The organism is Bacillus haynesii (assembly GCF_014042035.1).
Classification (GTDB): Bacteria; Bacillota; Bacilli; order Bacillales; family Bacillaceae; genus Bacillus; species Bacillus haynesii.
In genome coordinates this window covers 4013262-4037413 of the sequence record NZ_CP059494.1, presented here as the reverse complement: position 1 = coordinate 4037413, position 24152 = coordinate 4013262, and the positions used below count along the sequence as shown (strand labels likewise).

Below are 24152 nucleotides of genomic sequence, written 5' to 3'. Positions count from 1 at the left end.
GTTTTCCTGCCCAAGCATCAGGCATACGCTAATAAAAAAGGAAAAGGGTGTATCCTATGATAAGTGTTTCGGGCTACTGGCTCCGTCCTGAGGATATCGAAAAACTGAATGTCAGTCAGACGCAGAGAGACATCGCAAACCGGATGCTGGCCATGCCGTCCGGATATAGATACGGTTCAATCTCAGAACTGATATTTGAGCTGAGATTCAGAGAGCATACCGTCGAATCGGCCAGAGAGCTGATCAACAGCGGAGCGAAGTTTGCCACCTTTTCAAAGACATACGGGAATGAAGAGTTTTGGAGGGTGACGCCTGAGGGAGCTTTGGAGTTGAAGTACAGGGCACCTGCTTCAAAGGCGATTCGAAATATTTTTGAAAGCGGCCCTTCTTATGCTTTTGAGTGCGCGACTGCGATTGTCATCATTTTTTATATGGCGCTTCTCAAAACGATCGGCGATCAGACATTTGACCGGAATTATCAAAGGATCATTTTATACGATTGGCATTATGAGCGGCTGCCGATCTATACGGATAAAGGAAACGACTACCTTCCGGGGGACTGCCTGTATTTCAAGAACCCTGAATTCGATCCCGAAAGACCGCAGTGGCGCGGAGAAAACGCTATTTTACTTGAAAATAATCTCTATGCGGCACACGGTCTGGGGATCTTAAGCGGCGAAACGATCATTGAAAAACTGAACGGGCTGAGAAAGCCTCATGCACAGACGTCCGCCTATCTGCTTTCTCAAGTGACGCGGGTTGATATTCCGGCATTAATACAAATGATCAGATAGCACATCAGCCGGCACAAGCTGATCCATCAACTCTTTCACCGTCGTTTGCTGGACGGAGGCTCGCACGCCCTGTCCGGACCACAATGACATGCAGTCCGTATTCCCTTCAAGCTTCGCCTGTTTTCTCATCGGTTGTGTCAGCGTGTTTTGCAGAGGATAAGGCAGCGCTTCAGCTTCGTCCGGGCGTCTGTCTTCCATCCACTGATTGACAATGCCTCTTGCCGGCTTCCCTGAGAACAAACGGGTCAGACTTGTGTCTGTTTCAACCGCTTCGAGCAATTTTTGTTTGTATGCAGGGTGTGTTCCACTTTCTTCGCACGTCAAAAAAGCGGTACCGATTTGAACTCCCTGTGCGCCGAGGGCAAAAGCTGCAGCAACTCCTCTTTTGTCAAAAATGCCGCCCGCTGCGATAACCGGAACCGACACATGATCTGCCGCTTGGGGAATTAAAGCCATCGAGCCGACAGCAGGCTCTCCCTTCGTTTTCAAGAAGGCTCCCCTGTGGCCGCCCGCTTCACTTCCTTGAACAATGATGACATCCATCCCCAGTTCTTCAAGCAGCACGGCTTCTTCAACTGAAACGGCGGTGCCCATTAAACAGCAATTTCGGTTTTTCAGTTCCTTGACGGCATCAGCCGGCGGAGGGCCAAACGTAAATGAAACGGCGCTGATTCCTTCCTTTAGAATGATTTCTATTTTCTCGTAAAAATCGTCCCAATCTTGTTTCTCATCTGCCACGGGTGAAGCCGACCGTGACAAAGGTATCTTCTCTTGCCACCTTTCATATTCTTCCCGGGTGACGGTTTCCCGTTTTTCCGGAATGAAGAGGTTGACTTGAAATCCGGCTGATGTCAGCTTTTTCGTTTCCAGAATCTGTTGTTGAAGCACTTCCGGCGTCAAATAGCCGGATGCAAGGCTGCCTAAGCCGCCGCAGTCTGATACGGCGGCGGCGAGCCTTGGTGTTGTCGGCCCGCCCGCCATCGGCGCCTGGACCACAGGCTTTGACAAAGAGAGGCGTTCCATGAACTGATTCATTTTTATTTCCTCCTTTTAATCGGCTAAAATTTTAAAATAGCACGTCCGGTGCCTCGGGCCGTCGAACTCGCAGAAATATATGCCCTGCCAAGTCCCGAGGACAAGCCTGCCCCCTTCAATAATCATATGCTGCGATGTCCCGACCGTGCTCGCTTTCAAATGCGCCGCTGTATTCCCTTCCATATGGCGGTCAAGCTCATGTTCCCACGGATACACTTCATCGAATCTTCTCAGCATATCGCGTTTGACATCGGGGTCGGCATTTTCATTAATCGTAATGCCTGCCGTTGTATGCGGACAGTAGACGATAACAGCGCCGCTGGAAACATCGTTTTCTGAGATGAATCTTTGGACGTCATTTGTGATATCAAGCATTTCATCGCGCCGGTTTGTTTGAATCTGTATTTTTTTCAACATACGAATCCGCTCCTTTCTTGACATCCTTTCTCAATTCGTTACAAATCGCCGATTTCCTGTCTAATCATGTAAACGCGTGCCTCATAAGGTTTCATCACAAAAGATGTGAGATGCTTGTGCGCGTTGATATCCGCATTTGACAGCAGCAGTCCGTCCGTACATAACGGATATCCGGGATGATGGTAAAACGCCCGGCATGCGCTGAGGTTCACGATCACGATGGCCGTTTCTTCCCGAAGCTTTCGCAAGTATGCAAAAATTTGCCGGTCCTCAGGCAAAAGCAGTTCATATGATCCGTCGATGAAGACGTCATACCGCTTTCTGATGGCAATTAACCGTTTATAAAAATGATAGACCGACCGGGGATCATGCTGCTGATGAACCGTATTGATCAGCTTGTAATTTTCGTTCATGCGCAGCCACGGTTCTCCTTTAGTAAAGCCGGCATTTGGCTGATCCGTCCATTGCATCGGTGTGCGCGCGTGGTCCCTGCTCTTTTTCCAAACAGCCTTCATGATGTCTTCGTGTGAGCGGCCCTTTTCTTTTTGAATCCGGTAATCATTTTTAATCGATACGTCATCATAATCGTCTATATCAAAGAAAATCGCGTTTGTCATTCCGATTTCCTGCCCTTGATAAATAAACGGGGTTCCTTTCATCAAAAAATACATTGCAGCTAAGGCCTTCGCGCTGTCTATTCTGTATTTCCCGGCACCTCCCCAAACTGAAACAGCCCGGGGCTGATCATGATTTTCGATAAAAAGCGCGTTCCACCCTTTCCCTTCAAGAGCTGATTGCCAGTTTGACAAAATCCGCTTGAGTTCGGGGATATCGAGTTCTCCGCCTTCAACATCCCAAAGGCCGAGGTGTTCAAATTGGAAAATCATGCTGAATATACCGTTTGATTCCCCAACCCAGTCTTCCGCTTCTTCAGCGCTGACACCGTTTGCCTCGCCGACTGTCATGATATGAGGATACCCGGCGAACGTATTCTCTTTTACTTCCTGCAATAACGCCATAATCCCTTCGACATTCATATGGTAAGCAAATGAAGGCACAAAAGGGAGCCCTTCCGGATTCGGCAGATCCGGTAGCCCCTCTTTTTTCTTAATATGTGAAATCGCGTCAACCCTGAACCAGTCGATTCCTTTTTGAAGCCACCAGTTGATCATGTCATAAAGAGCGCTTCGCATGTCACTGTTTTCCCAATTCAGATCCGGCTGCTTTTCGTGAAACAGGTGCAGATAATACTGTTCTGTTTTTTCGTCATATGTCCAGGCTGAGCCGCCGAATATGCTTTCCCAGTTGTTCGGTTCGCTCCCGTCCTTTCCGTCTTGCCAAATATACCAGTCGCGCTTCCCGGAATTCCGCTCTGCCCTTGATTCGATAAACCAGGGATGTTCATCGCTCGTATGATTGATGACGAGATCGATGATCAGTTTCATTCCGAGCTGATGCGCTTCAGTCAGCAGGGCATCAAAGTCGTCCATCGTGCCAAATTCCGGCATGATGCTTTGATAATCCCTGATGTCATAACCGTTATCTGCATTGGGAGAATCAAAGACCGGACAAATCCAAATGGCATCTGCCCCGAGCTCCCTGATATACGGAAGCTTCTCTCTGATCCCGTTAATATCTCCGATGCCATCCCCGTTCGAATCCATAAAACTGCGCGGATACACTTGATATACGACAGCCTCTTTCCACCATGCCCTTGTCATTCAAACACCCCTTGTTGTGAAGACATTATGATATATGAATAAAATATTTTTAGACTCCGAACATAAACATCCTATAAACTTTGATATACCAACGATTATACGTTTCTCAATACTAAATATGCTTTGCGGATTATAAATCCTTTGAAGACAGCAAGGGTGACGGCAAGAGTAGGTGAAAGAAGCTTTAATCCTTTAGAAACGGAGCATCTGTTAATACAGAATATGTAAAGCATAAATTACAGTTGCTTTTTTACCTATCGGTAAGTAAAATAAATATATAGATTATGCTAAGGATGATTTCAATGAAAAAGAAAATGAACACCCAAGATGCGATTGTTGAAGCAGCATTTACTCTTATTGCCCGACACGGCCTAAAAGGCACGAGCCTTTCAATGATTGCATCGGAAGTCGGCATTTCTAAACCGGCTATTTACTATTATTTCCCTTCTAAAGAAGAGCTTATCGATTATCTATTTCACATCGTATTTGATGATCACAATTTCTCTGAATATTTTTCAATCAATGAGTACACGAAGGAGAACTTTAAAAAACGATTAATAACAGACGGCGTACGCTATTTTGAAGCGTATAAACATAACTCTCCTGCTTTAAAAGTGGTACACGAGTTTGTTTTAAGTGCAGCACAAAAACCAAGATATGAGAAAAAGCTTAAATCTATCATGGAACAATTCTTAGAAGGTTTTGAAGCATTGCTTTCTTACGGTGTCGAACTCGGTGTCATCTCTTCTAAAAACACCAAAGTGAATGCACACTCCCTTGCCCTGATCATTGATAATTTGGGTAACTTTATGATTTTAGGAATTGAGATGGATTATAAAAAAGTATGGGAAACAGCAGTCAGTCATGTAATGAAAGGCAGTGAAAGATTTTGAATCAGGAAACGATTATTGGATTGTCTAAAATAGAGAAAGCCTTATATTGGATCATTCCACCGGTTTTAGGAGCTGTTCTTGGATGGTTTTTGCCTGTTATAGCCGATTGGGTATTGACCATTCCAATCGTTCCTTTTAAAGGGCCTTTGGAATTTATCACATCACTAAACAGTTTCTGGGTTTCAATTATCGCTGCAGTTATCGGAATCGTTGCCGGCCTATTTTTTTCACAATATATTTTCACTGAAATTCTTCAAGTGTTCATTTCTGATCAAAACGTGAAGCTGTTGTTTAAAGAGAAAGAAGAAGTGATTGAGAAAAAAGACATTTCTGCAATTTATCTTGAGAAGAAGGATCTTGTTGTTCTTGGTCATAAGGGAACTGAATTGTACCGTGAACAACTTGAATCAAAGAGAGCGCTAGCAGAAAGTGCTTTTAAACATCACGGCTATAAATGGGCAGACGAAGATCCCTTTAAGAATGAGTATCAACGCTGGGTTGCGGATCACCCCGATTTTCCCTCGCATATCAATACGCTACTTTTAGCCAGAGAACGAGCTTTACTGGATAATAAACATGAAGAGGCAAAAATTCTGCGCAAAGACCTGGCAAAGCTTGGAGTGGTTATTCAGGATGAAGATAAACGGCAATACGTAAGGATGGTATCGTAATATTTCAGTTGCGAACGCCTAAAAAAGAACATTTGGAATAAATTAAACACCGCCCTTTTTGCGAAAGAGCGGTGTAAATCCATCAGCGGACCGTTACGTCCCAATTGGAAATATTAATTTGTCCTGTGCCTCCGAAAACTTCCGTACCGAATTCAACACTGCTGACATACTTGGTTTTGGAAAGCCAATGTTTGGAGTCGGCAAGATAATTCGTGAAATCCCGAATATTCAGGTTCGCATTTTGGGTGTTTGCTGTTCTGATAAATGAAAACACGTTCCACCCTTTGCCGCCTCCCGCATCAATATAGCCTTTATATACTTTCCAATTGTGCCCGCCAATCGAAACAGTTTCAACATAAGAACCGGCAGGTCCGGCATTTGTGTTATTGAGCCAGATCATAATCTCATCAGTTGGAGCCGAATCCCAGCTCGCCTTGTTTGTATTGTGGAGCCAAATGTCATATGCGGCATTGTACGTGCCGTTTGCGCTGATCGAATAGCTGACTTTCGTGTTGATGTTTTTTTGATCTGACAACCGGGTCGGGAAGCCGCTTCCCGCTGTATAGCCTTCAGTCCAATGCCAGCCGCTGACGATCGACGGATAAGCTTTTACTGTGCTGGTATTGCTCGGCCAATTCCATACCCACCCCATATCTGAATCACTGTTATGATAAATGGTCTGCCACCAGCCGCTGACCTGGTCGGCTCCCCATACATTGTTGAATATGTAGTATTTTTTGTTTTTAAAATACAATTTATCCGACGGGTTTGATGACGAAGCGGCAAATGCTGAGAGCGGCCCTGCCAGCACTATGATGCATACGGCACCCCATAGCAAAATGGATTTTAGCAAATGGTTGTTTTTCACGTATTTAAAACCTCCTCATATTTATACATCATATTATAAAAAAGAACGAAACGGTGCACATTCGTAAAAAGTCATGAATTTCCATAGATATATCCTCTTATCTTTGAATAAATATCCATTTTATTGAAATAAAGAACGGCCATCGAACTAAAAAACAACCGCAGTCACCCGCAGCTGTTTTCTTAAAAATCCGTTTTTTTCACTTCGATAAAACGGATATGATGATCTTCAGCATCAAGAATTTTAAATTCGCATCCCTCAGTTTTAAGGATGTCCCCGTTTTTCAGCTCCATCTTTTGCGTCAAAAGCCAGCCGGCAATCGTATCGACTTCTTCGTTTTCAATCGCAATATGAAGGAGGTCATTCACTTCGTCAATTAAAGCCTTTCCGTCCATAATATAATGATGTTCGCCTTTTTTTATAATGTGCGGCATTTCGTCCTGATCAAACTCATCCCTGATTTCTCCGACGATTTCCTCCAATATGTCTTCAACCGTAACCAGTCCAGCCGTTCCGCCGTACTCATCAACAAGAATGGCCATATGAATCCGTTCCTTCTGCATGCGAATCAAGAGCTCCTGGATTGGTATGTTCTCAATCACTCTGATGACAGGCCTCATTAAGTCAGTTAAAAGAATCGTCTGGTCGAGAAAATACGATTTAAACAAGTCCTTGCTGTTGACAATACCGATAATATGGTCTTTATCGTCCTTAATGACCGGATATCTCGTATAGCGTTCATTAATGACGGTTTCAATCGCTTCTTTTATCGATTGATCGGCTAAAAGGGTAGCGATCTCCGTTCTCGGCACCATGATTTCCCGGGCCAGCCTGTTGTCAAATTCAAAAATTTTGTTGACGTATTTATACTCAGACTGATTAATTTCTCCTTTTTTATAGCTTTCAGACAGCATAAGCCGCAGCTCTTCCTCACTGATCGCCACTTCATGCTCTTTTACCGAATGGAACCCGAACAGCTTCGTTAACAGCCGGGCCGAGCCATTCAACAGTTTGATAAACGGAAACATGATTCTATAAAACAAAATGAGCGGCTTCGCCGTCCATAAGCTGACGGCTTCCGCTTTTTGAATCGCAATTGTTTTTGGCGCAAGCTCGCCGACCACAACGTGCAAAAATGTAATGATGACAAATGCGGCAACAACCGAAGCCACTCTTAAAACGGATTCAGGCAGGCCAAATAATTCAAAAAGCGGGTGAATGATCCTTTCGAATGTCGATTCTCCGAGCCAGCCGAGCCCTAATGCGGTGATGGTAATGCCGAGCTGGCAGGCAGACAAATATTCATCAAGATTTGTCACCACTCTTTTGGCCGCAATTGCCCGCTTATCCCCGCTTTCAACGAGCTGATCGATTTTTGTGCCGCGGATTTTGACGATCGCAAATTCGGCGACAACGAAAAAAGCCGTAGCTGCAATTAAAAGTATGACGAGTATGAGATTCAGGATATTCAAAAAAAGCCCTTACCAAATATGGTAAGGGGCCACCTCCTTAAGACGAATGGTTAGTCATTACGACCGGACAGGAAAATTGCAACGAAGCGCAACAGCTCAAACAGCGAAACAAGCGCTGCTGCGACGTATGTCAGAGCCGCGGCATCCAGCACCTTGCTGACGCCTCTTTCCTCCGTGTTGCGGATCATTCCTTCTGAAACGATGATCCTTTTTGCCCGGGAGCTTGCGTTAAATTCAACAGGCAGTGTCACAAGCTGGAAGAATACGGCGGCCGAAAACAAAATGATGCCGAGTCCGATCAGATTGAGGCTTCCGAGCAGCATTCCGCCGATAAACAAAAACGGCGCTACTCCAGAAGAAAAGTTCACGATCGGAAACATCTTATGCCTCAAAACAAGGGCACCGTATGATTCCTGATGCTGCAGGGCATGTCCGCATTCATGAGAAGCAACGGAAACCGCTGCAATTGAACGGCCGTAATATACGGGTTCAGACAAGCGCACAACGCGTGCTGTCGGGTCATAATGGTCTGTCAAGGTTCCTCTTACCGGTTCAACCGGGACATCGTAAAGGCCGTTTTGGTCGAGAATCTGTCTGGCCACTTCGGCTCCAGTTCTCCCGCTTGACGCCTCTACTTTAGAATATTTTTCAAAGTTGCTCTTTACTTTAAATTGTGCCCAAATCGATAAACCTAATGCAGCAAATGTTAACAAGTAAAAAATCATGCTCATGCAATCATCTTCCCTCTTATGATAAGTCGTTTAATGTAAATATATTTTATCCCGAGGGATTTCCTTTTGTACAGAAAAGTGCACTACCTTTTCCTTCGCGGTAAACAAACCCCGATAAAGATCAGCACCATTCCTGACATCATGATGTATAAAGGCGGCCTTGTGAACAGCTCCTTGAAGAATTCCCTCCAGAACACCTCATCAGAGGAATGATAAACGGCGTTTAAATCAAAAATGAATTGAATGGATGACGCCGCCATCAGCTGGACTCCGATCAGTATGAAAAAGAGCCTCATTAAACAGGACATTCCGCTCCCATCCCTCATCCGTTTATAAAAAGTCTATGGAAGGACGGGAACCGATATGACGCCGCAGTAAAAATCTTCAGCTCTACCGGTTATTGTCGGTTAACGAAGGTTTATTTTTACCTGAAAAATTTTTGAAAAATAGGGATATACTGAATAAAAAGGCGAACTCGGGTGGTGACAAGGTGAAAGTAACAGATCAAGAAAAAGAACAGCTAAGCACGGCGATCGATAAAATGAATGAAGGGCTTGATGCGTTCATTCTTCTCTATAACGAATCGGAAAAAGACGAGCAGCTGATCGAATTTGAAGAAGAAACGGCTGAGATGATCAGACAAGCGATTGAACAGCACGGAAAAGTAAGCACCAATCAAAAGTTAAATGCGATCATCAAAGAGATTTTATCATTTTCCCTGCGGAAAGACGGTGAAGAAGCATGAAATCAAACCGTGTATTCATCGCATGGCTGAGGTGGCCGATATATGTCCGCATCGCAATCATTATCCTTTTATTGATCATCCTTTTCGGTCAGCTGATCACCTTCGTCGAGCCGCAGCAGTTTTCAAATGTTTTTGAAGGCATATGGTGGGCGCTGATCACCGTGTCCTCAGTCGGATACGGCGATTTTGTCCCTAGAACCGCGCTCGGCAAAACCGTCGGCATGCTCCTTATTTTAATCGGGGCAGCGTTTGTCACGGCCTATTTTGCTACGATGGCGACGGCCGCTTTCAGCAAGCAGCAGCGCTACGCCGAAGGCAAGGTGAACTACAGAGGCAAGGGACATATGATCCTGATCGGCTGGAACGAGAAATCCAACAAGCTGATGAGGACGCTCCAGGCCGCCGATTCAAACAAAACGATCGTGCTCATTGATGAAACACTAAAGGAAGGTCCCCTGATGGAAAACATTCATTTCATCAGAGGACACGCAGCGGATGATGCCACACTGCAAAAAGCGAATATTGAAGAGGCTGAAATCGTCTTTATTACCGCCGATCAGCATAAAAGCGAAATATCTGCAGACATGCAGTCGGTTTTAACATTGCTGGCTGTTAAAGGCTTGAACCCGTCGGTGTATTGCGTTGTAGAAATCTTGACAGAAAAACAGAAAAAAAATGCCGAGCGCGCCGGAGCGAACCAAATCATCAGTACGGCGGACCTTTTAAAAACGGCGATGCTGCAGCATTTTCTCATTAAAAATCAGCTCCCTGATCCGCTTTTTAAGGAAGCTGATATTCATTTCAAAGTCCATCGGGTTCCGCTTCCAAAGACGATGGAAGGCGCGTCTTTTCAAGAAGTGATCCGCCATTTCATGAAGGAAGACATTTTCATCATCGGTGTCCACCAAAAAGACGGGCCTGTGCTGTCTCCTTCTTTTTCGTACAAGCTACAGCCGACTGATCAGCTGCTGTCTCTTTAAGAAAGAAGCGCCTTTTCGAGTTCTTTTACATACGATTGGCCAAGCTCTTCATAGACGCCGGGAATATCGGCGTCTTTTTCTTTCGGTTCGGCAAACTGGTCAAAAGATGCGCGGAAATTCCCCTGAACGACATAGTCGTCCAGCGCTTCCTGATAGACGTGGCGAAGCAAAAACGGCGTGCCGAGCTTGACCGTCGCATTTTGCGAATCAAGCTGTCCGTCCTCCGCCTCAAACGGAATCCGCAAAAACAGGTATCCGTCCTCATCATCAATCTTATAGTCAAAAAAGCCGCGGTCATATTCCCAGCCGCCGCTGATCACATAGCCGAGAGGCTTCAGCGTCTGTTCGAGATGATAGAGAGAAAACGAGCGGTTTTCCAGTTCAGAAGGTATGCTTATCATGAAAAAAACTCCTTTTATCGTTTTTATACTTCAAGGCTCTAGCGCAATTGTTTATCAGGTTCGTTCAGGTGGCCTTCGGTGATTTCTTTAAACAGATTGTCCTCCGGCTGCTGCAGGTTGTTTTGCATACGGAGGAATTTTTTATACTCTCCCATCGTAAAAGGCTTGGCATCATCCGATAACTCGTAGCCGATCTGGCCGTTTGATTCGAGCGTTACGTTTTTCACATCCGCTAACTTTGAAATCCCCTGTGTCCGGAGCCTCATTTCCAGCTGGTCGACAGTCAGGCGGTGCTTTTTTAGGTTCTGCTCCTGAAGCTCTCCGTTTTCGATCAATACAACAGCTTTCCCCGCAATCAGGCTTTCAAAAAAATCAAACTTCATTTTCAAATACTCGATCAACAGAAGGACGATGATAAAGATCAATGCAGCTGCCACGGTTTTTAAAATGCTGTCTTCAATGATCGGCTGAACGATGATCGTTCCGATGGAAATCATGACAACGGTGGTGGCAATTGTCATCTGGGAAATTGATTTTCTCCCCGAAATTCTCAGCAGAACAATACCCGTTAAGATGAGAAACAATGTTTCCAACACGAATAACATGATGTCACTCCAAACCGTTTTATTTTTTTAGTATGGATCAGAAGCTTGTGCGGTATGAGTATATTTGATCGAATTGGGAAAGACAAAGGTATGAGCTTATGACGGGAGGAATTTTGATTGAGAAGGAAAAAGTTTGTAACGTCTGTGATCGTGTTTATTGCTACATATGCACTGTTTTCGCTCGCGGGCGTTTTATTTCCCGTAGACCGGGAATGGTATGAGTCATTAAACAAACCGGATTGGACGCCGTCAGGCCGTTTGATCGGAACCGTCTGGAGCGTGCTGTTCGCCTTTATTTCATTATCGGCGGCGCTTGTATATGCCACATATGATCTGAGAAAGACAGCGGCGCCATTTTGGATCACGCTGATCATCAACTATTTGTTTAACCAGGCATTCAGCTATTTTCAATTCACGCAAAAAAACTTACTTGCTGCCGCGGTCGACTCTTTTTTAGTGGCCATTACCGCCCTTGTGCTCGCCTTTAACGCACGGCGCATTCATAAAACGGCAGCGATTCTCTTAATTCCTTATGTGTTGTGGAGTTTTTTCGCGACTTATCTCGCGTTTGCGATTTACGGGATGAATCATTAGTTTAAAGAGCCCCCGCCGGCTATGACCGTGTTAAAATAAGGTAAACAGCTATCTTACAGGGGGATCGGAATGGAAATGAAGCACTACTTTCTTCAAACAAAACGCATCGGCTTTTCTTTATGGGCTAAAGAGAATTTGAATTTGGCAAAGACATTGTGGGGAAATCGAGATGTGGCCAAATTTCTGACAGCAGACGGAATCATGACCGATAGAGAAATAAGAAACCGTTTGCTGCTGGAAATCGAACAATACAAAACACACGGTGTTCAATACTTCCCGATATTTAAAACAAGAAACAATGAATTCATCGGATGCTGCGGACTTCGCCCCTATGACCCGGAAAATGATGTGTATGAGTTAGGTTTTCATCTCGTCCGTTCAGCTTGGGGTAAAGGTTATGCATCTGAAGCGGCTGAGGCTATGATTGAGTACGCATTTAACAAAATCCGAGCAAAAAAGCTGTTTGCGGGACATCACCCTGAAAATACAGCTTCACGAAAACGATTGGAAAAATTGAGATTCGTCTACACACACGACGAATTTTATCCGTCTACTGGACTTCAGCATCCGTCATACGAATTAAAACAGCCTCCGGGACAATAAGTCCGGAGGCTGTTTTTTCGTTTATTGGTTTAAACGTTTCTCAAGCTCTGCTTTTTTCTCTTCGAAACCAGGCTTGCCAAGGAGGGCGAACATGTTGACTTTGTACGCTTCCACTCCAGGCTGGTCAAACGGGTTGACGCCGAGCAGGTATCCGCTCATTGCGCAGGCTTTTTCAAAGAAGTACACAAGGTAGCCGAACGTGTAAGCGTTCATTTCAGGTACGTTCACGATCAAGTTCGGCACATTACCGTCCGTGTGCGCGAGCATTGTGCCTTGGAACGCTTTTTTATTGACGAAGTCGACCGTTTTGCCGGCAAGATAGTTCAAGCCGTCAAGATCATTGTCCGCTTCTTCGATTGTCAGCTCGTGTCTTGGCTTTTCAACGTTCAGCACCGTTTCGAACATATCTCTTCTTCCTTCTTGTACGTATTGTCCAAGAGAGTGAAGATCAGTCGAGAAGTTGGCCGAAGAAGGATAAATGCCTTTTTCGTCTTTTCCTTCACTTTCACCAAAGAGCTGCTTCCACCATTCTGCGAAGTACTGAAGGCCCGGCTCGTAGTTGATCAGCATTTCAATCGTTTTGCCTTTGTTATAAAGGACGTTTCTGACGACCGCATATTGGTAAGCCGGATTGTCTTCAAGCTCTGATGTGGAGAAGTCTTTGCTCGCATCGCGGGCGCCCTTCATCATTTCATCGATATCGGCTCCGCTGACTGCGATCGGAAGCAAGCCGACCGCTGTGAGCACAGAGAAGCGGCCCCCGACATCGTCAGGAATGATGAATGATTCAAAACCTTCCTCATTCGCAAGCGTTTTTAATGCGCCCCGCTCTTTATCAGTCGTTGCATAAATACGGCGTTTCGCTTCTTCTTTTCCATACTTTTCTTCAAGAAGCTTGCGGAAGATCCGGAAAGCAATCGCCGGTTCTGTCGTTGTGCCTGATTTAGAAATCACGTTGATTGAAAAATCAGCGTCTTCAAGAAGATCCATCACGTCTCTCATGTAAGAAGAGCTGATGTTATTGCCGATGAAAATCACTTGCGGAGTTTTCCGCTTTTCTTTCGGCAGCACATTGTAAAATGAATGATTCAGCATCTCGATCGCTGCTCTTGCACCGAGGTAAGAACCGCCGATTCCGACAACGAGCAAAACATCGGAATCATTTTGAATTTTTTCGGCGCATTTTTTAATGCGGGCGAATTCTTCTTTGTCATAGTCAGTCGGAAGATCCACCCAGCCTAAAAAGTCGCTGCCCGCACCTGTTTTTTCGTGAATGGTATGGTGGGCGACTTTAACGAAGTCACGCAGATATGTAAGTTCATGTTCTTTAAAGAATGGCAATGCTCTTGAGTAGTCAAAACGGACATGCGTCATATTATTAAACCTCCAGTACTAGCTGTTTTCTTTCAAATACCCGCCAGCGCTTTCATTTTCATGAGAGTGCGGGCCAAAGGGTTTTAAAACATGTCGATTTTCGGCGACAGCCTCTTCCCTTTTCACTTTATATGAACTCCTTCGTTAAATCAAGTGACGAAAAAAAGGAGGATGGGGGCTGGCGCGCCAAAAACGCATGTTTTTCAGCCGCCACCCGCAGTTTTGTCAAAAAGATAACAATAAACAACGGCTCAAGGAATGGCGGTTCTCCTTGAGCCGTCAAGAAGTCTTATAAAGAAGCCTTCAAAATAGACAGAACATCGTCTTTATTCAGCGTTTTAAAACGGCCGAATTCGCCGTTTGCCATCGCTTTATCGGCAATGACGTCCAGCTTCTCATCTGTAATGTCATAATCGGCAAGACGATTTGGCGCGCCAAGGCTGGTCCAGAATTCAGACAGTTTCTCGATTCCAACAAGCGCCACTTCACGATCGGTTTTTCCTGTTTCATCTACATCAAAAACACGGACGGCAAGCTGTTTAAAGCGGCCGACATTCTCGGAAAGCGTGTGCTTCATCCAATTCGGGAACAGAATTGCAAGCCCTCCCGCATGCGGAATATCGTAGACGGCTGAAACAGCGTGCTCGATATTGTGCGTCGCCCAGTCTCCGCGTGCGCCCATTGATAGCATGCCGTTCAGCGCAATGGTGCCTGTATACAAAATCGTTTCGCGCAACTCATAGTTTTCTAGGTCTTCAATGAGCTTAGGAGCTGTTTCAATTACCGTTTTGAGCAGGGATTCGCACATCCGGTCCTGATAAGGGGTATTTTCGGTATGGTGAAAATATTGCTCAAACACGTGGGACATCATGTCGACAATGCCGTAAATCGTGTGGTCTTTCGGGACGGTAAACGTGTTGACCGGATCAAGAATTGAAAATTTAGGGAAGACGAGCGGGCTTCCCCAGCCGTATTTTTCATTGGTTTCCCAATTTGTGATCACAGATCCCGAATTCATTTCCGATCCTGTCGCTGCTAACGTTAAAACCGTTCCAAACGGCAGCGCATCAGCCGGAATATGTTTTTTCGTCACAATATCCCACGCGTCACCGTCGTATTTCGCTCCAGCGGCGATCGCTTTCGTACAATCGATGACGCTTCCGCCGCCAACTGCCAATAGAAAGTCAATATCGTTCTCTTTGCAGATCGCGACTCCTTTATTCACGGTGGCAACACGCGGATTCGGTTCAACGCCAGGCAGTTCATGGACGGTTGCACCCGCCTTTTCAAGGATTGAAATGACTTGATCGTATAAACCGTTCCGCTTAATGCTGCCTCCGCCGTATACGAGCAAGACATTGCGGCCGTAGTGTTTCACCTCGTCTGCCAGCTTTTCAACTTCTCCCCGGCCGAAAATCAGCTTCGTGGGATTCCAATATGTAAAATTATCCATCTACATCTCCTCCTTTATTTACTATTATGGAAAATCGCTAAGCGCCCTGTAAAGCGATCTGCTCCTCAGGCGTATAATGTTTCCAAATCGGTCGCAATCTATAAATGTGAAATAAAGGTCTTCAAAAAAGGAGGAAAAATAAATGAATGCACTTCAACGTATTGCATTGGTATTAACAATCATCGGAGCAATCAATTGGGGACTGATAGGATTTTTTCAATTTGACTTGGTTGCAGCCATTTTTGGCGGCCAAGGGTCTGCTTTAGCCCGGACCGTTTACGCGCTTGTCGGAATCGCAGGCCTGATCAACCTCGGCCTTTTATTTAAACCGGCTGAAGAGACCGCCGGCGAAGACGCCAAACAGCCTGAAATGCGTTAAAAAAACTCCGGCTTTTGCCGGAGTTTTTTCATTTACTTCTTAATAAGATCTTTTCTGTTGGACTGCTCGATCCACTCTTCAAGTTTGTCTTTTAACGTGTTGAACCCTTGTGGAGCAGCTGTATCTTCGGCTTGAACAGCCTTTTGTCTTCTAGGCTTGCTTTCTTTTCGTTCAGGAGCTGCCTGTGTAGCGCGGATAGAAAGGCTGATTTTGCCTTTTTCCTCATCTACAGAAAGAACCTTCACTTGCACCTCATCACCGATCGCCAAGTGTTCATTAATATCTTTAACGAAACCGTGTGTTACTTCAGAAATATGCACGAGTCCCTGTGTTTCTTCATCTAATGCAACAAACGCTCCATACGCCTGTAATCCAGTCACTTTTCCAGTGTAAACACTGCCTACTTCAAATTTTGCTGTCATAACTAACAACTCCTAAATCATATGAATTTAACTCTTTTTATACGCAATAAAAAATTATATCATACAAGTCTTTATTAAGCAAAAAAACTTTTTTAGCATTGGATGTTTAAAACCGAGATGAAAGGGGAATACTAAAGAACAACTAAGGCTTTCTAGTATTCCCCCCCTTATGTTGATGCGGACCTTTTAGGTGCGCATTTTTTTATTGAACTGCACCGACCTTCTGCACAAAGCGTTTCATTCTGACGAGCGCTTCCTGAAGCTGTTCAAGCGAGGAAGCATAGGAACATCTGATATAGCCTTCGCCGCTCGGACCGAAAACATTGCCCGGGACGACGGCGACTTTTTCGCTGATGAGAAGCTCCTCTGCAAACTCTTCGGAGCTCATGCCCGTTTTTTTAACGGACGGAAACGCGTAAAAAGCGCCCCCCGGCTGATGGCAGTCAAGCCCGATTTCGTTCAGTGAATCCACAAACACATTCCTTCGGCGGCGATAGCTTTTTTTCATCTTTTCGACGTCTTCGAGGCCGTTTTTAAGGGCTTCCTCCGCCGCAAATTGAGCCATGCTTGGCGCGCACATCATCGAGTACTGGTGAATTTTCAGCATAGGGTCTCTTAAATATGCAGGAGCTGCGACATATCCAAGGCGCCAGCCTGTCATGGCAAACCCTTTTGAAAAACCAGATATCAATATCGTCCGTTTTTTCATTCCGGCGATTTCCGCAAAGCTTGTATAAGCTTCATCGTATGTCAGCTCGGCGTAAATTTCATCCGCTATTACAATCAGGTCATGCTTTTCAGCAAAAGCCGCGATCTCTTCCAGTTCTTTTTTTGAATAAACAGAGCCTGTCGGATTAGACGGGGTACAAAGGATGATGGCCTTCGTACGCTCAGTCAGAACGGCTTCAAAATCCGCAGCGCTCGCTTTAAATCCGCGCTCTGCGTTCGTATGAATGTGGACCGCTTTTCCCCCCGCCAAAGAGACAAGCGCTTCATAAGCGACAAAACAAGGCTCTGGAATCAACACTTCTTCTCCGGGATCAAGGATCGCCCTGACCGCAATATCAAGCGCCTGGCTTGCTCCGACTGTGACAATCAGCTCGTCATCAGGAGCATAATCCAGATGAAAGCGTTTATTCAGATAAGCGCTGATCTCCTTCCGCAGTGAAAGAAGACCCGCGTTTGCCGTATAAGACGTGTAGCCCTGCTCAAGGGAAAGAATGCTCGCTTCCCTTACATTCCATGCCGTCACAAAATCGGGCTCTCCGACTCCCAATGAAATCACGCCTTCCATTGTGGACGCAAGATCAAAAAATTTGCGGATGCCCGACGGTTTGATTTGCTGGGCTGCTTTCGAAATATAAGTTGTCCTCATTTAAGGAGACACCACGATTCTTTTGTCATCATCACCGGAGTCAAAAACTTTACCGTCATGCTTGTATTTCTTTAAAATAAAGTGGGTGGTAGTCGACACGACCGACTCGAGCGTCGATAATTTTTCGGACACGAAATGCGAAATATCCGACATCGTTCTGCCGCGGATGACAACAGACAGATCATATACGCCTGACATCAAGTAAACGGATTCAACTTCCTGAAAACGATAAATCCGCTCGGCCACTTCGTCAAATCCGACGCCGCGCTTCGGCGTTACTTTCACATCGATCATCGCTGTCACGCCTTCATGGCCGTCGACTTTTCGCCAGTCGATCATTGCAGAATAATCGATGATGACCTTTTCTTTTTCAAGCTTTTCAATAATCGCTTTTGTTTCTTCCTGTGAAATGTTCGCCATTTTAGCAATCGTTTCAGGTTCGAGGCGGCTGTTTTCCTCTAATATTTCCAATATTTCTGTTTCTTTTTCTGTTAGCTTCATCTCGTTATCACACCTTTTATATGTCAAGAAATCTTCTGAATATTATAGCACGTTTTTGAACGAATGTAAGGCGGTAAAAAAAGCGAAATCGCAGCGTGAAAAAATTTTTTTCGGGTACGATAAATAATATACTCAGGACTTAGGCGACAACATGCAGCCAGATTGTTTGAACATGAAAGAAAAACATTCGGAGTGATTTGGATCATGCTGTTAACAAAACCTTCTATCGAGACCATTCAAGGGGTCAATATATATTATGAGCATTACGAGAATCCAGGCAAGACATCGCTCGTTTTAATACACGGTTTTCTTTCTTCCTCGTTTTGCTACAGAAAAATCATTCCTCTTCTGAAGGATGAGTTTAATTTAGTCGCCGTTGACCTGCCTCCCTTCGGCCAATCAGAAAAATCCAGCACCTTTGTGTATACCTATCAAAACATGGCCAAGGTGGTCATCGAGCTGATCGAAAGGCTGAAGATTAAAGACGCCGTGCTTGTCGGGCATTCGATGGGCGGCCAGATTTCACTTTATGCGATAAAGGAAAGGCCTGAACTGTTCAAAAAAGTCGTCCTGTTGTGCAGCTCAGGCTATTTAAAGCGTTCGCCCCGCTCGCTCATTTTCGGGAGCCATATTCCTTATTTTTATTTGTACATCAAGCGCTGGCTGTCAAAACAAGGCGTGCTGAAAAATCTCATGAATGTTGTCTACGACAGCTCTCTGATCGATCAGGAAATGATCAACGGCTACCTGAAACCGTTTCTCGACGATCAAATTTTCAGGGCGCTCGCACGTCTCATCAGACACCGGGAAGGCGATTTATCACCGGATGATTTGAAGAAAATCGAGACGCCTTCCCTCTTAATCTGGGGCGAAGAGGACCGCGTCGTCCCGGTACAGATCGGAAAAAGGCTGCATCAAGATCTGCCCAATTCCATTTTCTATTCCCTGCGGGATACCGGACACCTCGTCCCTGAAGAAAATCCGGATTATGTATCAGACAAAATTGCCGATTTCATTTTGACATGAATATAAAAAAAACCGCCGATTGGCGGTTTTTAGATTCTGATCAGCACGAACTGCTGTCTTTGATCACAAGAAGCCGCTCAGCCAGCTGTTTGCATTTTGCCAGCGGCAGCGTCTGATCAAATGATATTTCAAAAACGGTCTGGATAGCTTTGCCCAGCCGCTCTGCATCGTCTTCCGTGTAGACGGCCTGAACGATTTCGGCCGCTTCCGTTTCATAAAAATCGGGTCCGGCTTGGAACGGATCCCATTCTTTTATGATGTGTATGATTTGTGCTGCTGCCTGACTTTCTTTCATCATAATCACCGCTTCATTGTAATGTTTCAAAAGCTATTGTATCATAACACACCGACTTGTCGATAAGGAAAGCCGCAAGCTACCGGCCGGCTTTTCTCCGCTTCCTCCGCCAGGCGATCAGCAGCAGCCCGATGCCGTTGACGAGAATCAATCCAAAGACGGTATTTCCGAGGGGCGCCCAGCCGTTTTCCCCTGTCAGCATCACTGACAGCACGACCTTTCCGATCAGCGTCACATTCAATACCAGAAGCCCCCATCCTAAGGAGCGCTTCCAAAATGCCGCGCCAATCAACACGAGAAACCCCATCATGAAAGCGAGCGTGACCACGGCTGAAAACGGGTTGGACAAAAGCATCAGCTCGTAATCCAAAACGGCCTGCATCTCCGGATTGATCCGCTCGGGGACGGGAAACCAAACCATGCTGCTCGTCATCAGCAAAAAAGTAATGATGACACCTTTCCAAGTCCGCCTATAGCAAAAGTAAGCAAGCGCCACCAGAAAGACCGGGCGAATATACCAGCTCATAGGGTTGAGATGACGCTGAAAAGCCCACTCAAGCATGCTGCTCCATTCCACCAGCTACCACTCCCTTTATTTTATAAAAGCTTTACTGGTTAAAACATTGCAATCTATCCTTATCACAGTTAATGTATAACATATGAAAAAGTCATGAGGTGAGATCATGGATTTTAATAAAGAGCATAACAGACGCGGGACCCAGTCTGTGAAGTGGGACTTAACACAGGAATTATTCGGCGTAAACGACGCGCTTCCAATGTGGGTGGCTGATATGGATTTCCGTGCCCCTCAGCCTGTTATTGACGCCCTTCAGCAGCGCCTGGAGCACGGGGTTTTCGGCTATACATCTGCAAACGCGGGCACGAAGGAAGCCGTCACCGATTGGCTCAGCCGCCGGCATGGATGGAATACTGAACCGGCGTTTATCACCTTCAGCCCGGGCATTGTAACAGCGCTCGCCCAAGCGGTGCAGGCGTACACAGAGCCCGGCGAGCGGGTGGTCGTACAGCCGCCTGTATATACGCCGTTCTTTGATATAGTTGAAAAAAACGGACGGGTTGTTTTACATAATCCATTAATCGAAAAAGACGGCCGCTATGAAATGGATTTTTCCGACCTTGAAAAAAAGCTTGGGGAACCGGATGTGAAGCTGTTCATTCTTTGCAATCCGCATAACCCTTCCGGGCGTTCATGGTCGAAAGAAGAGCTGACAACGCTGGGCGAACTCTGCCTTAAACACGGTGTCACAGTTGTTTCCGACGAAATCCATTCGGATCTGATGCTGAACGGACTGAATCATACGCCGTTCGCCTCTTTGTCTCCGGAATTCGCGGATATTTCGATCACATGCATTGCACCGAGCAAAACGTTTAACTTGGCCGGGTTGCAGGCCTCAGCCATCATCATACCCGACAAGGCGAAGAGAACCGCCTTTGCAAAGGTCATGCAGCGCCAGGGACTGCATTCTTTAAATACATTTGCAGTTGCAGCAATCGAGGCGGCCTATTCAAAAGGCGAACCATGGCTCGATCAGCTTATCCCCTACATTGAACGAAATATGGAAGAAGTCCGCCGCTTTTTGGCAGAGGAGCTGCCTGAGGTTCGCATGATGGAGCCTGACGCCTCTTACTTGGCATGGCTTGACTGCCGCAAGCTCGGATTGACGGATCAGGACATCAAACGGCTTCTCCTTCATAAAGGAAAGCTGATTCTTGAGCCGGGACCGAAGTACGGACCGGGCGGAGAAGGATTCGTCAGAATGAATGTCGGATGCTCGCTCTCGATTGTAAAAGACGGACTGAGACGGCTGAAGACCGCTTTTTCATAAGCGTTCCGGCTGAAAGCCGGGCGCTTCTAAGAGCGTTTATGGATGGTTTCATTTAATTCTCTTTCCAGCTTTTCCGCTTTTTCAGCTTCTTTTTTGGAATGCTTGATGATCAGCCGGAATACAACAATCGCGATGACAAAGAAAACGGCCAGCGTAATAAAAGAAGGGATATATTCTCTTTTGTCTTCAGGAAAATAGAGCATAAACTGAATCAGAAACGGCGCCATTTTTCTTCCTCCCTGAAATGATTTTTTACCATTTATTTATTATGATACCATTAGGAGGCAGATGCAATGAACAACCAATTTCAAGTCGGAGATCACGTAAAAGGCTTTTATAAGACAGGCGTCTACATCGGCGAAATTACGGATGTTAAACCGATGCACTACCTGGTCAAAATCCTCGCCGTGCTGACCCACCCGAAGCAAGGCGATCTTCATCATCCCAATCAGGCAGACGTCCCTTTTTTTCATGAACGAAAAGCGCTCGCTTACGGTGAACAGACAAATATCCCGCACCGCATGGTCAAGCCGTTCGATGAAGCTGTACCGGATTATGCGGATTCGCTCCGCTCAGCTTTGAGCCGCTTAAAAACGGATCTGCAAAACGATTCGTCCGAATACGCAGCAAAATCGCTTGAGCTTATTCATGCGCTTGAAAAAGAATATTTCCCGCACAAATAACCCAATCTGTTTGTCAGATTGGGTTGTTTATGTGGCGTGCGGAAAGACTTTTGAAAGGTCAACCCGTTCGCCGATCGTCGTCGGTTTCGGATTTTCCAAATACTTCTTATCCCGTTCGACGAGCCGAAACAACTTATACGTTGTCATCGCGTCGTCAAGCGCTTTATGCTGTTTTCCCGTTCCTGAATCGCCGTACTCTTCCGCTGCTTTCCACAAATTCGTCAATGTTTTGTCGCCAAAGAATTCCTTGTACTCCATGGAAAGATCCCTCATCTCTCCTTTAAACGGAAACGGAACATGGTTGAACATGCAATTTTGCTTCAGCACTTTCATATCCATGTTTCCCCATGTAATGATGACGCTGTTTTGATCAGGATCAAGCTCCCGCAGCTTTTCTATCAGCGCATTAAACGTGATGCCTTGGTCAACCTGTTCCTGAGTAATGCTGAGAAAATTTTTGCAGCGCCTCGTTAATTTAGGGAACTTCTTCGGCTTAATATAGCTTGAAAATGTCTCAACCACCTCATCATGAGCCGCCTTTACAATCCCTGCTTCTATGATTTCCGGGAAAAAATTTTGCGGGTGATACCTTCCCTCAGGCATTGTAAATTCAAAATCAATAATCAGTAAGGTGCTCGCTTCCAACTTTTACACCTGCCTTTCTATCTCAATATAAAAAACTTATGGAAATAACGCAGCGGATTGAAATCGTCCAAGCCTAAGGTCTTCTGAATGTTTTCCAAAGTACGTTCATATTTCTCTTATTATATCATTATATTTCTATATTTAAGGTTATATTTTCTGAAAATGTTGAAAATTCCTTCAAATACCTAATTTTCGTCATTCCCTAGAGCAGCGATTCCATACAGCTTCCACATTTCATTTATAATGAAAGGGAATTCAAACTTTTTAAGAAGGTGATTCGCATCTCTGTTTATAAGAAAAACCTTGTGATCATGTGGTTTGCGAATTTTTTCGTGGCCGCAAGCTCCACAATGGTTCTGCCGTTTCTTTCCCTCTATATTGAGACGCTCGGCAGCTATTCGGACGGATTTACGGCAAAATGGAGCGGATACGTTTTCGGCGTCACATTTTTGATGGCCTTTTTGGTTTCTCCTTTTTGGGGAAGGTTCGGTGATAAACACGGCTATAAAAAAATCCTCTTGATCACGGGTACCGGCATCGGCACTTGCATTCTTCTCATGTCCCTTGTCTCGTCCGTATACGAACTGTTTTTTTTGAGAATGGCGATGGGGCTCGTCACCGGGTTTATCCCCACTTCCCTCGCCATGATTTCGGCTCAGACGCCGAAAAAAACGGCTGGCAAAGTGCTCGGCACGCTGCAGATGGGCACGGTCTCGGGAGGATTATTCGGCCCCTTGCTCGGCGGTCTGCTCGCCGATCGCGTCGGTTTTACATATACGTTTTTCATTACGTCATTTGCCATTTACAGCGCCGTTTTCCTCGTGTTTGCCGGAGTGCGCGAACGGCCCCTGAAGCAGAAGCGCGATGCTTCCACCGGGTACACGAGAAAGCAGGTGCTGCAGACGATTCTTCATAAGCGTCCGCTGATTACGGCGATGATTCTCACCGCTGTGATCCAAGTGGGAAACTTCAGTGTTCAGCCGCTGCTCGCCTTATATGTCAGCGAGCTGCACGGAACTGAGAATCTCGCATTTTTCTCAGGGTTGGCTTTTTCTGCAACGGGCCTTGGAAGCCTTCTCGCTGCGAGAAAATGGGGTGCCTTAGGCGACCGGTTCGGCCACGGAAAAATATTGATGATTCTCGCGCTGACTGCCGCGGTTTGCGTTATCCCGCAAGGACTTACATCTCAGTATGAAATGCTTGTGTTCTTCCGCTTTCTGTTCGGAATCGCGCTTGGCGGGATGATTCCCTGCATCACCGCTTTAATCCGAGTTGAATCTCCGGGATCTATACAAGGGGAAGTGCTTGGCTATAATGTAAGTTTCAGATTTTTGGGCAATGTCATCGGCCCGGTGCTCGGCGGCGTTCTTTCCAGCTTTTTCGGTATTTCTTCCGCCTTTTACGCAACTGCCGTTCTCTTTTTCGGCGGAGCATGCCTTCTGATGTTCCAAAGGTCCCAGCAAAAAAAATCAGAGGCAAAAGCAAGCTGAAATCGGATAAAAAACTGCCAATCTATCAAATTATCCTTCTCGATATCCAAAAAGAATGGTACGATATGGCTAGAATTTAGCGAAAAGAGAGTGACAAAGTTGCGTTCATTTTTTGGATGGATTTTTCTGTTG

At 45.6% G+C, this 24152-nt stretch carries 30 protein-coding genes; 12 read left to right on the top strand and 18 right to left on the bottom strand.

From position 1 onward, the window contains the following. Nucleotides 1-56 precede the first annotated feature (56 nt). The gene (locus H2R00_RS20020) at nucleotides 57-794 is read left to right on the top strand and encodes a protein-glutamine gamma-glutamyltransferase (protein ID WP_154999647.1); all 738 of its coding nucleotides are present in this window, start codon (nucleotides 57-59) and stop codon (nucleotides 792-794) included. On the opposite strand, the gene H2R00_RS20015 is transcribed toward H2R00_RS20020, so the two are convergent. The 3 genes from H2R00_RS20015 to H2R00_RS20005 are packed head-to-tail and all read right to left on the bottom strand — an operon-like array spanning nucleotide 774 to nucleotide 3967. Beyond that, on the bottom strand, nucleotides 774-1829 hold the full coding sequence (locus tag H2R00_RS20015) for a nitronate monooxygenase (RefSeq protein ID WP_154999646.1): 1056 nt from the start codon (nucleotides 1827-1829) through the stop codon (nucleotides 774-776). The two genes, H2R00_RS20020 and H2R00_RS20015, sit on opposite strands and share 21 nt — an antisense overlap. Before the next feature lie 15 nt (nucleotides 1830-1844). Beyond that, the gene (locus H2R00_RS20010; RefSeq protein WP_154999645.1) at nucleotides 1845-2246 is read right to left on the bottom strand and encodes a secondary thiamine-phosphate synthase enzyme YjbQ; all 402 of its coding nucleotides are present in this window, start codon (nucleotides 2244-2246) and stop codon (nucleotides 1845-1847) included. Nucleotides 2247-2284: 38 nt separating this feature from the next. After that, complete coding sequence (locus H2R00_RS20005) at nucleotides 2285-3967, bottom strand: glycoside hydrolase family 13 protein (RefSeq protein WP_182070152.1); 1683 nt, start codon at nucleotides 3965-3967, stop codon at nucleotides 2285-2287. Between the two features lie 302 nt (nucleotides 3968-4269). Between H2R00_RS20005 and H2R00_RS20000 the strand changes: the two genes are divergently transcribed. Continuing rightward, nucleotides 4270-4860: a TetR/AcrR family transcriptional regulator gene (locus tag H2R00_RS20000; RefSeq protein WP_154999643.1), complete on the top strand. Its 591-nt coding sequence runs from the start codon at nucleotides 4270-4272 to the stop codon at nucleotides 4858-4860. Next, the gene (locus tag H2R00_RS19995) at nucleotides 4857-5531 is read left to right on the top strand and encodes a YqeB family protein (RefSeq protein ID WP_154999642.1); all 675 of its coding nucleotides are present in this window, start codon (nucleotides 4857-4859) and stop codon (nucleotides 5529-5531) included. Before H2R00_RS20000 ends, H2R00_RS19995 begins: the two co-directional genes overlap by 4 nt. Before the next feature lie 82 nt (nucleotides 5532-5613). On the opposite strand, the gene H2R00_RS19990 is transcribed toward H2R00_RS19995, so the two are convergent. The 4 genes from H2R00_RS19990 to H2R00_RS19975 form a co-directional block, all read right to left on the bottom strand. Next, complete coding sequence (locus H2R00_RS19990; RefSeq protein ID WP_182070151.1) at nucleotides 5614-6399, bottom strand: GH12 family glycosyl hydrolase domain-containing protein; 786 nt, start codon at nucleotides 6397-6399, stop codon at nucleotides 5614-5616. Nucleotides 6400-6581: 182 nt separating this feature from the next. Further along, entirely contained in the window at nucleotides 6582-7871 is a 1290-nt protein-coding gene (locus tag H2R00_RS19985) for a hemolysin family protein (RefSeq protein ID WP_154999640.1), read from the bottom strand. Between the two features lie 50 nt (nucleotides 7872-7921). Then, nucleotides 7922-8596 carry a zinc metallopeptidase gene (locus H2R00_RS19980; RefSeq protein ID WP_154999685.1) on the bottom strand — a complete coding sequence of 225 codons (675 nt, stop codon included), beginning with the start codon at nucleotides 8594-8596 and terminating at the stop codon, nucleotides 7922-7924. A gap of 89 nt (nucleotides 8597-8685) precedes the next feature. Beyond that, nucleotides 8686-8910, bottom strand: coding sequence for a YuzI family membrane protein (locus H2R00_RS19975; RefSeq protein WP_043927747.1), 225 nt, complete (start codon nucleotides 8908-8910; stop codon nucleotides 8686-8688). Between the two features lie 182 nt (nucleotides 8911-9092). Between H2R00_RS19975 and H2R00_RS19970 the strand changes: the two genes are divergently transcribed. After that, entirely contained in the window at nucleotides 9093-9347 is a 255-nt protein-coding gene (locus H2R00_RS19970) for a protein mistic (RefSeq protein WP_003184771.1), read from the top strand. Next, the gene (locus tag H2R00_RS19965; RefSeq protein ID WP_154999639.1) at nucleotides 9344-10327 is read left to right on the top strand and encodes a potassium channel family protein; all 984 of its coding nucleotides are present in this window, start codon (nucleotides 9344-9346) and stop codon (nucleotides 10325-10327) included. Before H2R00_RS19970 ends, H2R00_RS19965 begins: the two co-directional genes overlap by 4 nt. Here the strand turns inward: H2R00_RS19965 and H2R00_RS19960 are convergent. Further along, on the bottom strand, nucleotides 10324-10728 hold the full coding sequence (locus tag H2R00_RS19960; protein WP_182070150.1) for a YugN-like family protein: 405 nt from the start codon (nucleotides 10726-10728) through the stop codon (nucleotides 10324-10326). The genes H2R00_RS19965 and H2R00_RS19960 overlap by 4 nt on opposite strands. Before the next feature lie 38 nt (nucleotides 10729-10766). After that, nucleotides 10767-11333 carry a DUF421 domain-containing protein gene (locus H2R00_RS19955; RefSeq protein ID WP_182070149.1) on the bottom strand — a complete coding sequence of 189 codons (567 nt, stop codon included), beginning with the start codon at nucleotides 11331-11333 and terminating at the stop codon, nucleotides 10767-10769. Between the two features lie 117 nt (nucleotides 11334-11450). Between H2R00_RS19955 and H2R00_RS19950 the strand changes: the two genes are divergently transcribed. Together H2R00_RS19950 and H2R00_RS19945 are read left to right on the top strand one after the other, a co-directional pair. After that, nucleotides 11451-11927 (top strand): TspO/MBR family protein, encoded by a 477-nt coding sequence (locus H2R00_RS19950; RefSeq protein ID WP_154999636.1) that lies wholly within the window; start codon nucleotides 11451-11453, stop codon nucleotides 11925-11927. Nucleotides 11928-12002: 75 nt separating this feature from the next. Further along, nucleotides 12003-12530: a GNAT family N-acetyltransferase gene (locus H2R00_RS19945; protein WP_154999684.1), complete on the top strand. Its 528-nt coding sequence runs from the start codon at nucleotides 12003-12005 to the stop codon at nucleotides 12528-12530. 21 nt (nucleotides 12531-12551) lie between these two features. Here the strand turns inward: H2R00_RS19945 and H2R00_RS19940 are convergent, their stop codons facing one another. Both H2R00_RS19940 and H2R00_RS19935 read right to left on the bottom strand, forming a co-directional pair. Then, nucleotides 12552-13904: a glucose-6-phosphate isomerase gene (locus H2R00_RS19940; RefSeq protein WP_128823074.1), complete on the bottom strand. Its 1353-nt coding sequence runs from the start codon at nucleotides 13902-13904 to the stop codon at nucleotides 12552-12554. Nucleotides 13905-14193: 289 nt separating this feature from the next. Then, complete coding sequence (locus tag H2R00_RS19935) at nucleotides 14194-15357, bottom strand: iron-containing alcohol dehydrogenase (RefSeq protein WP_182070148.1); 1164 nt, start codon at nucleotides 15355-15357, stop codon at nucleotides 14194-14196. Between the two features lie 142 nt (nucleotides 15358-15499). On the opposite strand from H2R00_RS19935, the gene H2R00_RS19930 reads away from it, so the two are divergent. Continuing rightward, nucleotides 15500-15736, top strand: a complete 237-nt coding sequence (locus H2R00_RS19930; protein WP_003184789.1) for a DUF378 domain-containing protein — start codon at nucleotides 15500-15502, stop codon at nucleotides 15734-15736. A gap of 32 nt (nucleotides 15737-15768) precedes the next feature. On the opposite strand, the gene yugI is transcribed toward H2R00_RS19930, so the two are convergent. The 3 genes from yugI to H2R00_RS19915 all read right to left on the bottom strand — a co-directional run bounded on the left by yugI (nucleotide 15769) and on the right by H2R00_RS19915 (nucleotide 18034). Beyond that, nucleotides 15769-16158 (bottom strand): S1 domain-containing post-transcriptional regulator GSP13, encoded by a 390-nt coding sequence (gene yugI / locus H2R00_RS19925; RefSeq protein WP_020452765.1) that lies wholly within the window; start codon nucleotides 16156-16158, stop codon nucleotides 15769-15771. A 202-nt stretch (nucleotides 16159-16360) separates the two neighbouring features. After that, a complete protein-coding gene (locus tag H2R00_RS19920) occupies nucleotides 16361-17533 on the bottom strand; it encodes an aminotransferase (RefSeq protein ID WP_043927758.1) in 1173 nt (390 codons plus the stop codon). Then, nucleotides 17534-18034: an Lrp/AsnC family transcriptional regulator gene (locus H2R00_RS19915; RefSeq protein ID WP_003184796.1), complete on the bottom strand. Its 501-nt coding sequence runs from the start codon at nucleotides 18032-18034 to the stop codon at nucleotides 17534-17536. A gap of 204 nt (nucleotides 18035-18238) precedes the next feature. On the opposite strand from H2R00_RS19915, the gene H2R00_RS19910 reads away from it, so the two are divergent. Further along, complete coding sequence (locus H2R00_RS19910; RefSeq protein WP_154999209.1) at nucleotides 18239-19060, top strand: alpha/beta fold hydrolase; 822 nt, start codon at nucleotides 18239-18241, stop codon at nucleotides 19058-19060. 40 nt (nucleotides 19061-19100) lie between these two features. On the opposite strand, the gene H2R00_RS19905 is transcribed toward H2R00_RS19910, so the two are convergent. Further along, nucleotides 19101-19355, bottom strand: a complete 255-nt coding sequence (locus H2R00_RS19905; protein ID WP_154999214.1) for a DUF1871 family protein — start codon at nucleotides 19353-19355, stop codon at nucleotides 19101-19103. 79 nt (nucleotides 19356-19434) lie between these two features. Next, the gene (locus tag H2R00_RS19900) at nucleotides 19435-19932 is read right to left on the bottom strand and encodes a hypothetical protein (RefSeq protein WP_182070147.1); all 498 of its coding nucleotides are present in this window, start codon (nucleotides 19930-19932) and stop codon (nucleotides 19435-19437) included. A gap of 106 nt (nucleotides 19933-20038) precedes the next feature. On the opposite strand from H2R00_RS19900, the gene H2R00_RS19895 reads away from it, so the two are divergent. Beyond that, nucleotides 20039-21202 (top strand): MalY/PatB family protein, encoded by a 1164-nt coding sequence (locus H2R00_RS19895; protein WP_154999207.1) that lies wholly within the window; start codon nucleotides 20039-20041, stop codon nucleotides 21200-21202. A gap of 26 nt (nucleotides 21203-21228) precedes the next feature. On the opposite strand, the gene H2R00_RS19890 is transcribed toward H2R00_RS19895, so the two are convergent. Then, nucleotides 21229-21429, bottom strand: a complete 201-nt coding sequence (locus H2R00_RS19890; protein WP_076788991.1) for a hypothetical protein — start codon at nucleotides 21427-21429, stop codon at nucleotides 21229-21231. A gap of 66 nt (nucleotides 21430-21495) precedes the next feature. Here H2R00_RS19890 and kapB point away from each other — a divergent pair, with 66 nt between their 5' ends. Beyond that, complete coding sequence (gene kapB, locus H2R00_RS19885; protein WP_154999206.1) at nucleotides 21496-21885, top strand: kinase-associated lipoprotein KapB; 390 nt, start codon at nucleotides 21496-21498, stop codon at nucleotides 21883-21885. A gap of 27 nt (nucleotides 21886-21912) precedes the next feature. On the opposite strand, the gene kapD is transcribed toward kapB, so the two are convergent. After that, entirely contained in the window at nucleotides 21913-22488 is a 576-nt protein-coding gene (gene kapD, locus H2R00_RS19880; RefSeq protein ID WP_425321887.1) for a 3'-5' exonuclease KapD, read from the bottom strand. A 260-nt stretch (nucleotides 22489-22748) separates the two neighbouring features. Here kapD and H2R00_RS19875 point away from each other — a divergent pair, with 260 nt between their 5' ends. After that, nucleotides 22749-24020: an MFS transporter gene (locus tag H2R00_RS19875; protein ID WP_154999204.1), complete on the top strand. Its 1272-nt coding sequence runs from the start codon at nucleotides 22749-22751 to the stop codon at nucleotides 24018-24020. Nucleotides 24021-24152: the final 132 nt, after the last annotated feature.

Coding starts and splice junctions, on each gene's coding strand:
- H2R00_RS20020 (WP_154999647.1), top strand. CDS start 57: ATGATAAGTGTTTCGGGCTACTGGCTCCGTCCTGAGGATATCGAAAAA.
- H2R00_RS20015 (WP_154999646.1), bottom strand. CDS start 1,829: ATGAATCAGTTCATGGAACGCCTCTCTTTGTCAAAGCCTGTGGTCCAG.
- H2R00_RS20010 (WP_154999645.1), bottom strand. CDS start 2,246: ATGTTGAAAAAAATACAGATTCAAACAAACCGGCGCGATGAAATGCTT.
- H2R00_RS20005 (WP_182070152.1), bottom strand. CDS start 3,967: ATGACAAGGGCATGGTGGAAAGAGGCTGTCGTATATCAAGTGTATCCG.
- H2R00_RS20000 (WP_154999643.1), top strand. CDS start 4,270: ATGAAAAAGAAAATGAACACCCAAGATGCGATTGTTGAAGCAGCATTT.
- H2R00_RS19980 (WP_154999685.1), bottom strand. CDS start 8,596: ATGATTTTTTACTTGTTAACATTTGCTGCATTAGGTTTATCGATTTGG.
- H2R00_RS19975 (WP_043927747.1), bottom strand. CDS start 8,910: ATGTCCTGTTTAATGAGGCTCTTTTTCATACTGATCGGAGTCCAGCTG.
- H2R00_RS19965 (WP_154999639.1), top strand. CDS start 9,344: ATGAAATCAAACCGTGTATTCATCGCATGGCTGAGGTGGCCGATATAT.
- H2R00_RS19960 (WP_182070150.1), bottom strand. CDS start 10,728: ATGATAAGCATACCTTCTGAACTGGAAAACCGCTCGTTTTCTCTCTAT.
- H2R00_RS19955 (WP_182070149.1), bottom strand. CDS start 11,333: ATGTTATTCGTGTTGGAAACATTGTTTCTCATCTTAACGGGTATTGTT.
- H2R00_RS19945 (WP_154999684.1), top strand. CDS start 12,003: ATGAAGCACTACTTTCTTCAAACAAAACGCATCGGCTTTTCTTTATGG.
- H2R00_RS19940 (WP_128823074.1), bottom strand. CDS start 13,904: ATGACGCATGTCCGTTTTGACTACTCAAGAGCATTGCCATTCTTTAAA.
- H2R00_RS19935 (WP_182070148.1), bottom strand. CDS start 15,357: ATGGATAATTTTACATATTGGAATCCCACGAAGCTGATTTTCGGCCGG.
- H2R00_RS19930 (WP_003184789.1), top strand. CDS start 15,500: ATGAATGCACTTCAACGTATTGCATTGGTATTAACAATCATCGGAGCA.
- yugI (WP_020452765.1), bottom strand. CDS start 16,158: ATGACAGCAAAATTTGAAGTAGGCAGTGTTTACACTGGAAAAGTGACT.
- H2R00_RS19920 (WP_043927758.1), bottom strand. CDS start 17,533: ATGAGGACAACTTATATTTCGAAAGCAGCCCAGCAAATCAAACCGTCG.
- H2R00_RS19915 (WP_003184796.1), bottom strand. CDS start 18,034: ATGAAGCTAACAGAAAAAGAAACAGAAATATTGGAAATATTAGAGGAA.
- H2R00_RS19910 (WP_154999209.1), top strand. CDS start 18,239: ATGCTGTTAACAAAACCTTCTATCGAGACCATTCAAGGGGTCAATATA.
- H2R00_RS19905 (WP_154999214.1), bottom strand. CDS start 19,355: ATGAAAGAAAGTCAGGCAGCAGCACAAATCATACACATCATAAAAGAA.
- H2R00_RS19895 (WP_154999207.1), top strand. CDS start 20,039: ATGGATTTTAATAAAGAGCATAACAGACGCGGGACCCAGTCTGTGAAG.
- H2R00_RS19890 (WP_076788991.1), bottom strand. CDS start 21,429: ATGGCGCCGTTTCTGATTCAGTTTATGCTCTATTTTCCTGAAGACAAA.
- kapB (WP_154999206.1), top strand. CDS start 21,496: ATGAACAACCAATTTCAAGTCGGAGATCACGTAAAAGGCTTTTATAAG.
- kapD (WP_425321887.1), bottom strand. CDS start 22,488: ATGCCTGAGGGAAGGTATCACCCGCAAAATTTTTTCCCGGAAATCATA.